Source organism: Pseudomonas sp. TE3-3-F2023 (assembly GCF_036784815.1).
GTDB classification, from domain to species: domain Bacteria; phylum Pseudomonadota; class Gammaproteobacteria; order Pseudomonadales; family Pseudomonadaceae; genus Aquipseudomonas; species Aquipseudomonas pudica.
Genome location: NZ_CP145113.1, coordinates 3259412 through 3272473, shown reverse-complemented (window position 1 = coordinate 3272473; position 13062 = coordinate 3259412). Strand labels below are relative to the sequence as shown.

10 protein-coding genes and 1 pseudogene are annotated in these 13062 nt (G+C 64.4%); 7 read left to right on the top strand and 4 right to left on the bottom strand.

What is annotated here, in order from left to right; translation table 11 throughout:
* Window positions 1–68: 68 nt before the first annotated feature.
* The 3 genes and pseudogenes from V3314_RS14765 to pobA all read right to left on the bottom strand — a co-directional run bounded on the left by V3314_RS14765 (window position 69) and on the right by pobA (window position 4213).
* The gene (locus V3314_RS14765; RefSeq protein ID WP_196188762.1) at window positions 69–950 is read right to left on the bottom strand and encodes a LysR substrate-binding domain-containing protein; all 882 of its coding nucleotides are present in this window, start codon (window positions 948–950) and stop codon (window positions 69–71) included.
* Between the two features lie 70 nt (window positions 951–1020).
* Entirely contained in the window at window positions 1021–2811 is a 1791-nt protein-coding gene (gene ggt / locus V3314_RS14760; protein ID WP_153670839.1) for a gamma-glutamyltransferase, read from the bottom strand.
* A 215-nt stretch (window positions 2812–3026) separates the two neighbouring features.
* Window positions 3027–4213, bottom strand: a pseudogene (pobA, locus tag V3314_RS14755) (4-hydroxybenzoate 3-monooxygenase).
* A gap of 172 nt (window positions 4214–4385) precedes the next feature.
* Between pobA and V3314_RS14750 the strand changes: the two are divergent.
* The 3 genes from V3314_RS14750 to V3314_RS14740 all read left to right on the top strand — a co-directional run bounded on the left by V3314_RS14750 (window position 4386) and on the right by V3314_RS14740 (window position 6781).
* On the top strand, window positions 4386–5264 hold the full coding sequence (locus V3314_RS14750) for a helix-turn-helix domain-containing protein (RefSeq protein WP_196183738.1): 879 nt from the start codon (window positions 4386–4388) through the stop codon (window positions 5262–5264).
* Between the two features lie 199 nt (window positions 5265–5463).
* Entirely contained in the window at window positions 5464–5862 is a 399-nt protein-coding gene (locus V3314_RS14745) for a MerR family DNA-binding transcriptional regulator (RefSeq protein ID WP_013972930.1), read from the top strand.
* A gap of 19 nt (window positions 5863–5881) precedes the next feature.
* Entirely contained in the window at window positions 5882–6781 is a 900-nt protein-coding gene (locus V3314_RS14740; protein ID WP_046615381.1) for a hydroxymethylglutaryl-CoA lyase, read from the top strand.
* A gap of 531 nt (window positions 6782–7312) precedes the next feature.
* On the opposite strand, the gene V3314_RS14735 is transcribed toward V3314_RS14740, so the two are convergent.
* Window positions 7313–7831, bottom strand: a complete 519-nt coding sequence (locus V3314_RS14735; RefSeq protein ID WP_046615382.1) for an MgtC/SapB family protein — start codon at window positions 7829–7831, stop codon at window positions 7313–7315.
* Window positions 7832–8062: 231 nt separating this feature from the next.
* Between V3314_RS14735 and V3314_RS14730 the strand changes: the two genes are divergently transcribed.
* The 4 genes from V3314_RS14730 to V3314_RS14715 all read left to right on the top strand — a co-directional run bounded on the left by V3314_RS14730 (window position 8063) and on the right by V3314_RS14715 (window position 13000).
* On the top strand, window positions 8063–8302 hold the full coding sequence (locus tag V3314_RS14730; RefSeq protein ID WP_046615383.1) for a DUF3203 family protein: 240 nt from the start codon (window positions 8063–8065) through the stop codon (window positions 8300–8302).
* 121 nt (window positions 8303–8423) lie between these two features.
* Window positions 8424–9827, top strand: coding sequence for a cytochrome c oxidase accessory protein CcoG (ccoG, locus tag V3314_RS14725; protein WP_085602170.1), 1404 nt, complete (start codon window positions 8424–8426; stop codon window positions 9825–9827).
* A gap of 50 nt (window positions 9828–9877) precedes the next feature.
* Window positions 9878–11287 (top strand): GntR family transcriptional regulator MpaR, encoded by a 1410-nt coding sequence (gene mapR, locus V3314_RS14720; protein ID WP_196188760.1) that lies wholly within the window; start codon window positions 9878–9880, stop codon window positions 11285–11287.
* Between the two features lie 57 nt (window positions 11288–11344).
* The gene (locus V3314_RS14715) at window positions 11345–13000 is read left to right on the top strand and encodes an ATP-binding protein (RefSeq protein WP_338459175.1); all 1656 of its coding nucleotides are present in this window, start codon (window positions 11345–11347) and stop codon (window positions 12998–13000) included.
* Window positions 13001–13062 lie beyond the last annotated feature (62 nt).

Sequence of the window (13062 nt, the reverse complement as noted above, 5' to 3'; positions counted from 1 at the left end):
CAGGTGGTCCGCGTACCCTGTGGGAGCCGGCTTGCCGGCGATGGGCCGCAAAGCGGCCCCAAACCATGTCAGATCCCGCCACCCGCAAGCAGTTGCGTCATCACCTCGGCCAACGCCTTGACCATCATATCTGCCGTCGGCCGGTGGACGATGACGATTTCGTAGCTGTCGACCTCCGGCAACCCTTGCCCTGCCCCCAGCACCCGGTGCTCGCCAGTCGCCGCCCGTGGCGGCAGCAGGCTGATACCCATGCCATCGGCGACCGCGGCCTGGATGCCGCTGAGGCTGGAGCTGGTGAAACTGATGCGCCAACGCCGGCCCATGCCTTCGATGGCGGTGATCATGTCGTCGCGGTACAGGCCGCGGGGCGGGAAGGTAACCAGCGGGATCGGGTCCAGCTCGAAGGCGGGCGCGCGCGCGCTGTCGATCCACTGCAGGCGTTCGGGCCAGCAGGCCACGCCTTCGCGGCTGTTGCGCCGCTGCTTGAGCAATACCAGGTCGAGTTCACCGTTGTCGTAGGCCTGGCTGAGGTCGCGGCACAGGCCGCTGGTCACTTCCAGCTTCACCTGCGGGTGCAGCCGGCTGAACGCCGACAGTGCATTGGTGGTACGCCCACCCACGAAGTCCTCAGGCACGCCAAGGCGCACGGTCACGCCGACCATTGCCCCGGCCAAGGCTTCGAGCATCTGGTCGTTGAGGGCCAGCATGTGCCGGGCATAGCCGAGCAGGGTCTGCCCGGCGTCGGTCGGCAGCACGTCGCGATTGCCACGCACCAGCAGGCGGTGGCCAACCATTTCCTCCAGGCGGCGCACCTTCTGGCTGATGGTCGATTGGGTGGAGTGCAGGCGGGCAGCAGCCGTGGTGAAGCTGCCGCAATCGGCCACCACGACAATGGCACGCAGGAGGTCGAGGTCGAACAGGGCCCTATTCGATTTCACGCTGATGGACATCTTGATATTCAACTTCTGAATGGCAAGACTGACTTCTATCACGCCACCTGCTGCACCGCAACGCGGGCCGCTAGTCGCCGACAGCCACGCCCTCGCGCCGAGGGTCGGCACCACCCGACCAACCCTCGCCACTGCGCTGGATGATCTGCGTGCCACTGGTCATGGTCATCGGCGTCACCTCATGCCCCCAGGCTGCCAACTGGCGGATCAGTGCCGGGCTGGCCAACCCCGCCTCTACTTCGGTGCCGGCATTGCGGCTGCCGAAGTTGGGCAGGCCGGCGGCCTGCTGCGGGTCGAGCTGCCAATCCAGCAGGCCGATCAGCGCCTTGTTCACGTAGCCGATGATCTGCGAGCCACCGGGCGAGCCCAGGCTGGCCACCAGCTCGCCAGAGGCTTGCGAGAACACCAGGGTCGGCGCCATGGCGGACAGCGGCCGCTTCCCTGGTTGCACCCGATTGGCCACGGGCTTGCCTTGTTCCCGAGGGATGAACGAGAAGTCGGTCAGGTGGTTGTTGAGCAAGAAACCCTTGACCATAAGGTGCGAGCCGAACGCTGCTTCCACCGACGTGGTCATGGCCAGGGCCTGGCCGCGGTCGTCCACCGCGCTGAGGTGCGAGGTGGAAATGCGCAGCGGCGAGCGGTCAGGCGCCAGGGCCAGGTCGGCCCCCTGCGGCTGACCGGGGCGGGCGCGCTTCATGCTGTACTCGCCGACCTGCGCGGCGCGGCTGGCCAGGTATGCGGGGTCGGTCAGGGCCTTGAGCGGCACCGGCACGTAATCGCTGTCGGCCAGGTACTGGGCGCGGTCGGCATAGGCCAGGCGCTCGGCCTCGGCAACCAGGTGCACGGCCAGGGGCGGGGCTTCCAACCCGGCAACGGACGAAGTGCGCAACGGCCGCATGGCGGCAAGGTCGCGCTGTGGCGACGCCCGCTGCAGTGCTTCGAGGATACCCAGGGTCTGTAGCACCGTCACCCCACCCGACGACGGCGGTGGCATGCCACAGATGCGCCAGGCCTTGTAGGGGCCGCACAGCGGCTCGCGCATCCTGGCCCGGTATTGCTGCATATCCTGCAACGACAGGTAGCCGGCATTGGCATGGCTGCGCACCTTGGCGACGATGGCTTCGGCGATCTTGCCGCTGTAGAACACCTCGGGGCCCTGCTCGGCAATCTGCTCGAAGGTTTGCGCAAGCTCGGGGTTGCGCAAGGTAGTCCCCACCGCCAGCGGCTTGCCGTGCTCATTCAGGAAGTAACGGGCCATGGCTGGTGAATGGGGAATGAACGGGTCGCCCGCCACCAGCGTGTGAAGGCGCTCGGAAACCGCAAAACCGTTACGGGCCAGTGCAATGGCCGGGGCGAACAGGTCGCGCCAAGGCAGCTTGCCGTGCTGCTCATGGGCCAGCTTCAGGGCATGCAGAACCCCCGGTACGCCCACCGAACGCCCGCCGATCTGCGCCGCCCTGAACGGCATCGGTGAACCATCGGCTTGCAGGAACAGGTTTTCCGTGACCGCCGCCGGGGCTGCCTCGCGACCATCGAACGCCTGTACGCGCTGGCCATCCCAGTAGAGGATGAACGCCCCGCCACCAATGCCGCTGGATTGCGGTTCGACCAGGGTCAGCACCATCTGCATGGCGATGGCCGCGTCGATGGCGCTGCCACCGGCACGCAGCATCGCACGCCCCGCCTCGCTGGCCAGCGGGTTGGCGGCGGCGGCCATGTGCCGGCTGGCATGCACCGGCTGCAGGCCGGTGCGGTAGCCGGAGGCCAGTTCCGGTGGTGCGGGCAGCACCTGGTCGGCACAGGCCCAGCCACTGGCAGCTACCAGGCACAAGGCGCCCATCAGGGGGGAGGAGAATGTCATCGTTGTGCTTCCTGCCGTTACCTATTCAGCAAGGCACTGTCGGTGATGCGCAAACTTGACTTCAAGCCCTGTCGTATTTTTTTTCAAAGTGGCACGGGCTTCGCGCGTATCGCACGCAAGCCAGCTACACCTCGACTGCATCGACCTCAAGCATTGCGCAGTACCTGTGGGAGCTGGCTTGCCGGCGATGAGGCCAGGACAGGCAGCACACGGCCTCAGGCCACTTCTTCGAACGGCAGCCCTACATAGTTCTCGGCAATGTTCACCAGCCCCGCCGGCGAGGTCAGGAAATATTCGCGGTCGGCCTCTTGCATCTTCTGGTCCCAGGCGTCCTTGTGGCTGCCGAAGTCATGCAGCAGCTGGGTCATGAACCAGCTGAATCGCTCGCCTTTCCACACCCGGCGCAGGGCCAGCGGCGAATACTGCTGCAGCAGGTCGGTGCGCCCTTCGCGATACACCTTGACCAGGATGCGGTACAGGTAGTTGACGTCCGATGCGGCGAGGTTCAGGCCCTTGGCGCCGGTCGGCGGGACGATATGCGCAGCATCCCCGACCAGGAACAGGTGGCCATACTGCATCGGCTCGACCACCAGGCTGCGCAGCGGGGCGATGCTCTTTTCCAGGGCCGGGCCGGTGACCAGGCGCGCAGCCACGTCTTCGGGCAAGCGTGCCTTCAACTCCTCCCAGAAGCGCTCGTCGGACCACGCCTCTACCTGCTCTTCCAACGGAACCTGCAGGTAGTAGCGGCTACGGGTGTGCGAACGCTGGCTGCACAACACGAAACCGCGTTCGTGGTGGGCGTAGATCAGTTCGTGGTTGACCGGTGGCGTGTCTGACAGCATGCCCAGCCAGCCAAACGGGTGACCCGCTCGTACTGCTTGAGGATGCCCTCGGGGATGCTCTGCCGCGAGACACCGTGAAAACCGTCACAGCCGGCAATGTAGTCGCAGTCCACCCGGTGCACCTGGCCGTCTTTTTCATAAGTCAGGTAGGGCCGTTCGCCCTTGAGTTCGTGCGGCTGGACATTGCTTGCCGAATAGATGATCGGCGCGCCGCTGGCTTCACGTGCCTGCATCAGGTCACGGGTGACTTCGGTCTGGCCGTATACCATCACTGTCTTGCCACCGGTCAGCGCCTTGAGGTCCAGGCGTTGGCGGCGCCCGCCGACCAGCAGTTCGACCCCCTCGTGTACCAGGCCTTCACGGTCCATGCGCTCGGCCACACCGGCTTCACGCAGCAGGTCGACCGTGCCTTGCTCCAGCACCCCGGCACGGATGCGGCCAAGCACGTATTCGGGCGTCTGGCGTTCGACGATGAGCGTATCGATACCGGCCTTGTGCAGCAGTTGGCCCAGCAGCAGGCCAGATGGACCTGCACCAATAATTGCAACCTGAGTTTTCATTGTTGTTGTCTCTGTACGGACGACGCCGGCCCTGGACTGGCAGTGGAGCGGCATCTGCTGTTAGGGTTTGCCCTTGCATTTTTACTGGCAAAAACAGCCATTGAAGTGTGCTATTCCATGCATAACCTGCACTTTTACAAAAAACGTTCGATTAACGGACAGGCCAGCACGCATGAAATCCACCCTCCCCGGCGTCCCCTTGTTCAAGCTGTATGGCGAAAACCAGGCCTGGCCCGGCACCGACCTGCTGCACTGCGAGTCGATCCCGGCGCGTAGCCGTTTGCACCATTGGGAAATCAAGCCGCACCAGCACGCCGAGCTGTTCCAGTTGCTGTATGTGCAACGCGGCCGAGCCGAGGTGGAGGTCGAGGGGGTGCGCAGCATCATCAGCGAAGCGGCAATCCAGGTAGTGCCGCCGATGACCGTGCACGGCTTTCGCTTCAGCGCCGATATTCAGGGGCATGTGCTGACCTTTGGCACGGCACTGGTGGCCGACCTGGAGCAGCGCCTGGGCGCGCCGCTGGCGGTGCTGGCGAAGGCGGCAAGTTACCCGCTTGGTCGGGACCGGGTGCGCTTGCGCAGCCTGATCGAAACCCTGCAGCAGGAATACCAGGGCAATGCCCCGGCGCGGGCGGCACTGCTCGAGGCGCTGGTCACGGCGCTGATGGTGTGGATCAGCCGCCGCCAGCAGCTGGGTCAGGCACCGCGCAACCGCGATGAACGTGACCGCCAGTTGCTGGGGCAGTACCTGCGCCTGGTCGAGGCGCATTACCGTGAGCACCTGTCGGTGGAGGACTTTGCCGCGCGGCTGAATATTCCGAGTTTGCAGTTGAACCAGCTGTGCCGGGCGCTGAGTGGGCAGACCGCGCTGCAGGTGGTGCACCAGCGCTTGCTGCTGGAGGCGCGGCGCAACCTGATCTATACGCGGATGAGCATCGGGCAGTTGTCGGATAGCCTGGGGTTTACCGACCCCACCTATTTTGCCCGGTGGTTCAAGCGGTTGAGTGGGCAGACACCGAATGGGTATCGCAGGTCGGGTTTGTCTGAGTAATTTTTTCGCCCGTGCTGGCCTCTTCGCGGGCTTGCCCGCTCCCACAGTGACTGCGCAGCCCTCAAGACCTGTGCACTTCCTGTGGGAGCGGGTTTACCCGCGAAGAGGCCGGCACAGGCAGCACCCATCTCGCGCCCCTGCTTGACGTATACGTCAACCTACCCTCAGGATACCCGCATACCCCACGCCGAGCCCCAGCATGAGCACCCAGACCTACAGCATTTCCGACCTGTCCCGCGAACTGGACATCACCACCCGCGCCATCCGCTTCTATGAGGAACAGGGCCTGCTGAGCCCCGAGCGCCGCGGCCTGGAGCGTATCTATTCGGCGCGTGACAAGGTCAGCCTGAAGCTCATCCTGCGCGGCAAGCGCATCGGCTTTTCGCTGGCCGAATGCCGTGAGCTGATCGAGCTGTACGACCCCTCCAGCGGCAACCTCAAGCAGCTCAACAGCATGCTGGCGAAAATCGCCGAGCGCCGCGCCCAGCTGGAACAGCAGATGCTCGACATCCACCAGATGCAGCTGGAGCTGGACACCGCCCAGGAGCGCTGCGAACAAGCCCTGGCCGCCACCCTGAACAACAAAGACAACCGCTGAACGCCACAGGAAACCCGCCATGCCTTTGCCCAAACACGTCCGCCTGGTCGAAGTAGGCCCCCGCGACGGCCTGCAGAACGAAGCCCAGCCCATCAGCGTCGCCGACAAGGTGCGCCTGGTGGACGATCTCACCGAAGCGGGCCTGGCCTATATCGAAGTGGGCAGTTTCGTCTCGCCCAAGTGGGTGCCGCAGATGGCCGGCTCCGCCGAAGTGTTCGCCGGCATCCACCAGCGCCCGGGGGTCACCTATGCAGCGCTGGCCCCCAACTTGCGCGGTTTCGAGGACGCCCTGGCCGCCGGCGTGAAGGAGGTGGCGGTGTTCGCGGCCGCTTCCGAAGCCTTCTCGCAACGCAACATCAACTGCTCGATCAGCGACAGCCTCAAGCGCTTCGAGCCGATCATGGAAGCCGCGCGCAACCACGGTGTGCGCGTGCGCGGCTATGTGTCGTGCGTGCTCGGCTGCCCCTATGAAGGCAAGGTCAGCGCCGAGCAGGTCGCCCCGGTAGCCCGTGCCCTGCACGACATGGGCTGCTACGAGGTATCGCTGGGCGACACCATCGGCACCGGTACCGCCGGCGAAACCCGACGCCTGTTCGAGGTGGTCGCGGCACAGGTACCGCGCGAGCAACTGGCCGGTCACTTCCACGATACCTATGGCCAGGCCCTGGCCAATGTGTATGCCAGCCTGCTCGAAGGCATCAGCGTGTTCGACAGTTCGGTGGCCGGGCTGGGCGGCTGCCCCTATGCCAAAGGTGCTACCGGCAATATCGCCAGTGAAGACGTGGTGTACCTGCTGCAGGGGCTGGGCATTGAAACCGGCATTGACCTTGAGCGGCTGATCACCGCCGGCCGCCGCATCAGCAGCGTGCTGGGCCGCGACAACGGGTCGCGGGTAGCGCGGGCGCGTAGCGCGCAATAAGTCATACGGGTGTCACATTGGTGTGGGTGAGTGTTACCGCCCCCACGTTTTGCAGCAAAAAATCGGGTAACAGGGAAACAAATCGGCAGAATTTCAGGCTGGTCGATTTCGACAAAAATCGCCAAACGCTTGATTTAAAAGGGTTTTAAAAAGTTGGCACGCACCCTGCTATATCTCTGGTACAACAACAAAAAGAATGTGACACCCAATAAAAACAACAGGTAACGGCTCTGACATAACAAGAACAACACGGCAGAGGCGTAGCAAGCAGATTTTTTTGGAGTCGACACGCTTTTCAGGGGTACGCCCCGCGGTCTGGCACAGAACAATAAAACTACCTTCAGGTAGCGGCAGCCAGGTTCGGATCAGCAATGATGAAGGCAGGTCAGCGCTCAAAAAAATACGTTTGCTCTTGACCCCGCATGGGGGTCGCCCGCAACAACAGGACAGGCTGACAAAAACAACAAAAGGCCGGTCCCAATAATAAAAAAAGAGCAGGCAACAACGCTTTGGGGGGAGCTTCGGCTCCCCTCAGTGCTTCCTGCCCTCTTCCTCCTCCTGCTTTCCCTCATCCTGCCCCTCGAGCTTGTCCACCAGCAACGGCATCGTGCCCAGCACCAGCAGGGCCAGTATCGTGCTGATCAACGCCGTGGCTTCGCGGCCCATGCCGGCTGCCGTACCGATGGCGGCGGTCATCCACAACCCGGCGGCAGTGGTCAGGCCCTTCACATGGCTGGCGTCCTGGCCGTTGCCCTTGAGAATGGTGCCCGCACCCAGAAAACCGATACCGGCGACAATGCCCTGGATCACCCGGCTCAGCGCCTGCTCATCGGCCCCGGCCATGCTCGGTGCCAGCACGAACAGCGCGGCGCCCAGCGAAACCAGCATATGCGTGCGCACCCCGGCGGCCTTGCCCTTGTGCTCACGCTCGAAGCCCAGCACGGCGCCGAGCAGGGCTGCCATCAGCAGGCGTACGAGGATTCGCGTGACCTCGCGCTGGTCGGTGATATCGGCAAATTCGGCCTGGATTGCTTGCCAGATGAGGTCCATTGCGTTGTTCCATGCTTAGCATTGTGTTGTCAGGGCCGGCCTCTTCGCGGGTAAACCCGCCCCCACAGGTGTTCCGATCCCTGTGGGAGCGGGTTTACCCACGAAGAGGCCGGGCCTGCCATCTACAAAGACTGACCTATGAACACAGCGCAAAGTGCCGCTCAGCTTCCTGATGCAGAAACCGCCGTCCCCCTATGGTCCACCCTGTAACCACCCCAGGAGGACCACCCCATGCCCGTTGAAATCGATGAAACCACCCGCCGCTGCACCCTCATCAGCGAAGACCTGCGCATCGAGGGTGATGGCCCGTCCATCGAAATCGTCACCGACGAACAGCTGCGCATGTCCGTGGCCTTGCTCGCCGGCCAGCGTGTGCCCATCACTGAAGCCGAGGCCGATGCACTGACCGTGGCGGGTGCGGTGGATAGCCGCAGGCATCTGAAGGCCAGCACTCCAGGCTCGGTAATCTGAGGCCTGGCGGGGCCCGCCCGGAAATCTGATACGGTTTTTATCGCAAAATCTGAGCCTGTGCTGATAACAGCCTCAGGGCCATAGTGCTCATGCCTGATCGAGGCCTGATGAGCACCGAGCCATGAACGATAGAATCCCTTTCACAGAGATCGCCACCGCCCCAGCCAGCCCCCTGCCGCGACGCGCCGACAATGGTATCCATACCCGCAGCTTCACCGGGCTGTACCGCAACCTGCGCATCGGCTTCGCCGGCGCCCTGTTCGTACTGTTCTTCGGCACCGCCTGGCTGAACTGGAACGGCCGCCAGGCCGTGCTGTGGGACCTTGGCAACAGCAAGTTCCACATCTTCGGCGCCACCTTCTGGCCGCAGGACTTCATCCTGCTGTCGGCGCTGCTGATCATCTGCGCCTTCGGCCTGTTCGCCATCACCGTGTATGCCGGCCGCGTGTGGTGCGGCTACAGTTGCCCGCAAAGCACCTGGACCTGGCTGTTCATGTGGTGCGAAAAGGTCACCGAGGGCGACCGCAACCAGCGCATCAAGCTGGCCGCCGCGCCCTGGAGCCTGAACAAACTGGCTCGTCGCACGCTGAAGCACAGCCTGTGGTTGGGCATTGGCGTACTCACCGGGCTGACCTTCGTCGGCTACTTCACCCCGATCCGCCCCCTGGCGGCAGAACTGTTCACCTTGCAACTGGGCGGCGTGGCGCTGTTCTGGGTGCTGTTCTTCACCGCCGCCACCTACGTCAATGCCGGCCTGCTGCGCGAAGCGGTGTGCCTGCACATGTGCCCCTATGCGCGCTTCCAGAGCGTGATGTTCGACAAGGACACCCTGGCGGTCGCCTATGACCCGCGTCGCGGCGAAGCCCGTGGCCCGCGCAAGAAAGGCAGTGACCTCCGCGCCCAGGGCCTGGGCGACTGCATCGACTGCACCTTGTGCGTGCAGGTATGCCCCACCGGCATCGATATCCGCGATGGCCTGCAAATGGCGTGCATCGGTTGCGCGGCATGCATCGATGCCTGTGACGGGGTAATGGACAAGATGGGCTACGCCCGTGGCCTGATCGGCTACAAGTCCGAACGCAGCCTGCAAGGTGGCACCACCCATTGGCTGCGCCCGCGCCTGCTAGGCTACGCTGCCGCGCTGGGGGTGATGATCGCGGCGCTGGTGGTGGCCTTGCAGTTGCGCCCGATGGTGTCGCTGGACGTGATCAAGGACCGCGGCCTGTTCCGCGAGAATGCCCAGGGCCAGATCGAGAACATCTACCTGCTCAAGGTCATCAACAAGACCGAAAGCACCCGGCACTACGAGCTGCGCCTGCTGGACGCCGACGGCTTCAGCCTGCAAGGCAAGACCTCATTCATGATCCCGGCCGGTGAAATGAGTGAACTGCCGGTGTCGGTGGCGATGCTCGCCGAGCGCCCGGCCAGCAGCTCGCAGACGCTGAGCTTTGAAATCAGCGAGCGCGACGACCCCAGCATCCGCAGCGTGGCCCACAGCCGCTTCGTCGCACCGATGAACCGTTGATCCCTTACACTGATTCCACCTTGCCTGCCAGGCTTCGACAGAAGGCCAGAATGAAACGCTACGAACGCTTTGCCGACGACATCGCCGAACTGATCCGCTCCGGGGTGCTGGGCCCCGGCCAGCGCGTACCCTCGGTGCGCTATGCCAGCCAGACCCACGGGGTCAGCCCGTCCACGGTGTTCCAGGCCTACTACCTGCTGGAGCGGCGCGGGTTGATCCGTGCCCGGCCGCGCTCGGGCTATTTCGTCAACGCCCACGCCCCGCGCCAGTTCAGCGAGCCGCAGGCCTTGCAGCCGGTCAGCGAATCCACCGACGTCGACGTCAGCGCGCTGGTGTTCTCGATCCTCGACTCGATCAAGGACCCAAACACCGTGCCGTTCGGCTCGGCCTTCCCCAGCCCCGAGCTGTTTCCGCTGCAACGCCTGGCGCGCTCGCTGGCCAGCGCCAGCCGCAGCATGGACCCGCGCATGGTGGTGACCGACCTGTCACCCGGCAACCCGCAGCTGCGCAGGCAGATTGCCCTGCGCTACATGGTCGGCGGGCTGATGCTGCCGATGGAGGAGCTGCTGATCACCAACGGCGCGCTGGAAGCCTTGAACCTGTGCCTGCAGGCCGTCACCCAGCCCGGCGACCTGGTGGCCATCGAAGCCCCCGCCTTCTATGCCTGCCTGCAGGTACTGGAGCGGCTCAAGCTCAAGGCCGTGGAAATCCCTGTGCACCCGCGTGAAGGCATGGACCTGGGTGTGCTGGCGCAAACGCTGGAGAAGCACCCGGTCAAGGCCGTGTGGTGCATGACCAACTTCCAGAACCCGGTGGGCGCCAGCATGCCGGAGGCGAAAAAGCAGGCACTGGTGGAGCTGCTGACGCGTCATCAGGTGCCATTGATCGAAGACGACGTGTACGCCGAACTGTACTACGCGCAACAGGCCCCCAAACCGGCCAAGGCCTTCGACACCCAGGGCCTGGTGATGCACTGCGGCTCGTTCGCCAAGAGCCTGGCACCCGGCTACCGCATCGGCTGGGTGGCAGCCGGGCGCTTTGCGCAGAGGATCGAACGGCTCAAGCTGATGACCTCGCTGTGTGCCTCGATGCCGGCTCAGGCGGCCATCGCCGACTACCTGCAGCACGGCGGCTACGACCGCCACCTGCGCAAGCTGCGTTATGCCCTGGAAGGCCAGCAGGCCAACATGCTGGCGGCCATTGCCCGGCATTTCCCGGCGCAGACACGGGTCAGCCAACCGTCCGGCGGCTACTTCCTGTGGCTGGAGCTGCCCGAACAGATGGACGCCCTCAAGTTGTTCCACATGGCCCTGGCCCAAGGCATCAGCATCGCCCCCGGTCCGATCTTCTCGCCCACCCGGCGCTTCGGCAACTGCATCCGCCTGAACTACGGCAGCCCCTGGCACGAGGATGCCGAACGGGCCATGGAAACCCTGGGGCGGATCATCCGCTCGTTCTGATGGCTGGTGCCCCGGTGGGCGACTATAGTTGCCCGATACGCTCACCGGGCCCTCGCCATGCAAGCAGATTCGCTCCCGTCATTGGCTCAGCTGCAAGCGCGGGTCGCAGAACTGGAAGCGCGCCTGGCCAAGCGCGACGACACGGTACAGGCCCATATCCAGCTGCTGGGCGAGCTGCTCGACAACAGCCTGGCCAACGTGTTTGCTGCCGACCGCAGCATGCGCCTGATAGCGATCAACCGCACGGCCCGGGAAACCTTCGAGCGTTACCGTGGCTTCGTGCCGCAGATCGGCGATTACGTGCCACAGTTCCTGATCAACCAGCCTGACATCATGGGCCGCCTGGCACCGGTGTGGCCACGCGTACTGGCCGGCGAAGCCTTCATCGACACCATCACCCTCGGCCCGCCCGACGCCCCCCGCCACTACGAGATTCGCTACCACCCGTTGCACGATGCGCAACAGCAAGTCCAGGGCGGGTATCTGTTTGCCTATGACATCACCGAGCGCACGGCCGAGCAGGAGCGCCTGCGCCAGGCCGAAGAAGCCCTGCGCCAGTCGCAGAAAATGGAGGCGGTCGGCCAGTTGACCGGTGGCATCGCCCACGACTTCAACAACTTGCTGGGCAGCCTGCTTGGCGCACTGGAGCTGGCAGAGCAACGCCTGAGCCAGCAACGCCTTGCCGACACCGCCCGCATGCTTGGGCTCGGCCGTAGCAACGCACTGCGCGCCTCAGCCCTGGTGCAGCGATTACTGGCTTTTTCGCGCCAGCAGACGCTCATGCCACAGGCGGTGGACGTGCAACGACTGGTTGCCGACATGCATGACCTGATCCGCAGCTCGACCGGCCGTCACATCGACTTCCATGATCGCACGCTGGCTGCACAATGGTCGATCCGCATCGACCCGCAACAGCTGGAGAACGCCCTGCTCAACCTGTGCATCAACGCCCGTGACGCCATGCCGCTGGGCGGCACCTTGCGGATCGGCTGCGAAAACGCCGATCTCGAAGCGGCCGACGCCAAGCGCCTGGACCTGCCGCCAGGCCACTACCTGCGCATTCGAGTCGAGGACACTGGCGTGGGCATGTCCAGTGAGGTGCTGCAACGCGCCCTCGAACCCTTCTTCACCAGCAAGCCACTGGGCCAGGGCACTGGCCTGGGATTGTCCATGGTCTATGGCTTTGTTCGCCAGTCCGGGGGCCAGCTGCTGATCGACAGCGTCATCGGGCAAGGCACTTGCGTTCACCTGTACCTGCCCCGGGACCGGAGCGCTCCCGCAACCTGCCACGACGAGCCAGCAACATCCGCCACCGCGCCCCTGCAGGCGCGCGGGTGCCGGATCATGCTGGTGGAAGACCAACCGGCCTTGCGCCTGGTGCTGGTCGAAGTGCTGACGGAGCTGGGCCACCAGGTGCAGGCATTCGAGGGCGGCCACCCGGCGCTTGAATCGTTGAAGGAAGGGCCGCCACCGGACTTGCTGATTACCGATGTCGGCCTGCCTGGGCGGGTTGACGGTTATCAGCTCGCAGAGGCCTACCAAAACCTTGTGGAGCATGCCCCGGTATTGCTGATTACCGGCTACGACGCTGCCGATAAGATGCACTTTGCCCGGCCCGACAGGCGCACCGAACTGCTGCACAAACCCTTCGACCTGAGCACCCTTGGCGAACGGATCGAGCGGCTGCTGGGCATTGCGCCACACCCGCGTTGACTGCCTATTCGCCTGTTGCCGAACACGCTAAAGTCTGGGCTTCATCCACTGTCGGACGTCGG

Coding starts and splice junctions, on each gene's coding strand:
- V3314_RS14730 (WP_046615383.1), top strand. CDS start 8,063: ATGCCCGTTGAAATCGATGAAACCACCCGCCGCTGCACCCTCATCAGC.
- ccoG (WP_085602170.1), top strand. CDS start 8,424: ATGAACGATAGAATCCCTTTCACAGAGATCGCCACCGCCCCAGCCAGC.
- V3314_RS14715 (WP_338459175.1), top strand. CDS start 11,345: ATGCAAGCAGATTCGCTCCCGTCATTGGCTCAGCTGCAAGCGCGGGTC.
- V3314_RS14745 (WP_013972930.1), top strand. CDS start 5,464: ATGAGCACCCAGACCTACAGCATTTCCGACCTGTCCCGCGAACTGGAC.
- ggt (WP_153670839.1), bottom strand. CDS start 2,811: ATGACATTCTCCTCCCCCCTGATGGGCGCCTTGTGCCTGGTAGCTGCC.
- mapR (WP_196188760.1), top strand. CDS start 9,878: ATGAAACGCTACGAACGCTTTGCCGACGACATCGCCGAACTGATCCGC.
- V3314_RS14750 (WP_196183738.1), top strand. CDS start 4,386: ATGAAATCCACCCTCCCCGGCGTCCCCTTGTTCAAGCTGTATGGCGAA.
- V3314_RS14765 (WP_196188762.1), bottom strand. CDS start 950: ATGTCCATCAGCGTGAAATCGAATAGGGCCCTGTTCGACCTCGACCTC.
- V3314_RS14735 (WP_046615382.1), bottom strand. CDS start 7,831: ATGGACCTCATCTGGCAAGCAATCCAGGCCGAATTTGCCGATATCACC.
- V3314_RS14740 (WP_046615381.1), top strand. CDS start 5,882: ATGCCTTTGCCCAAACACGTCCGCCTGGTCGAAGTAGGCCCCCGCGAC.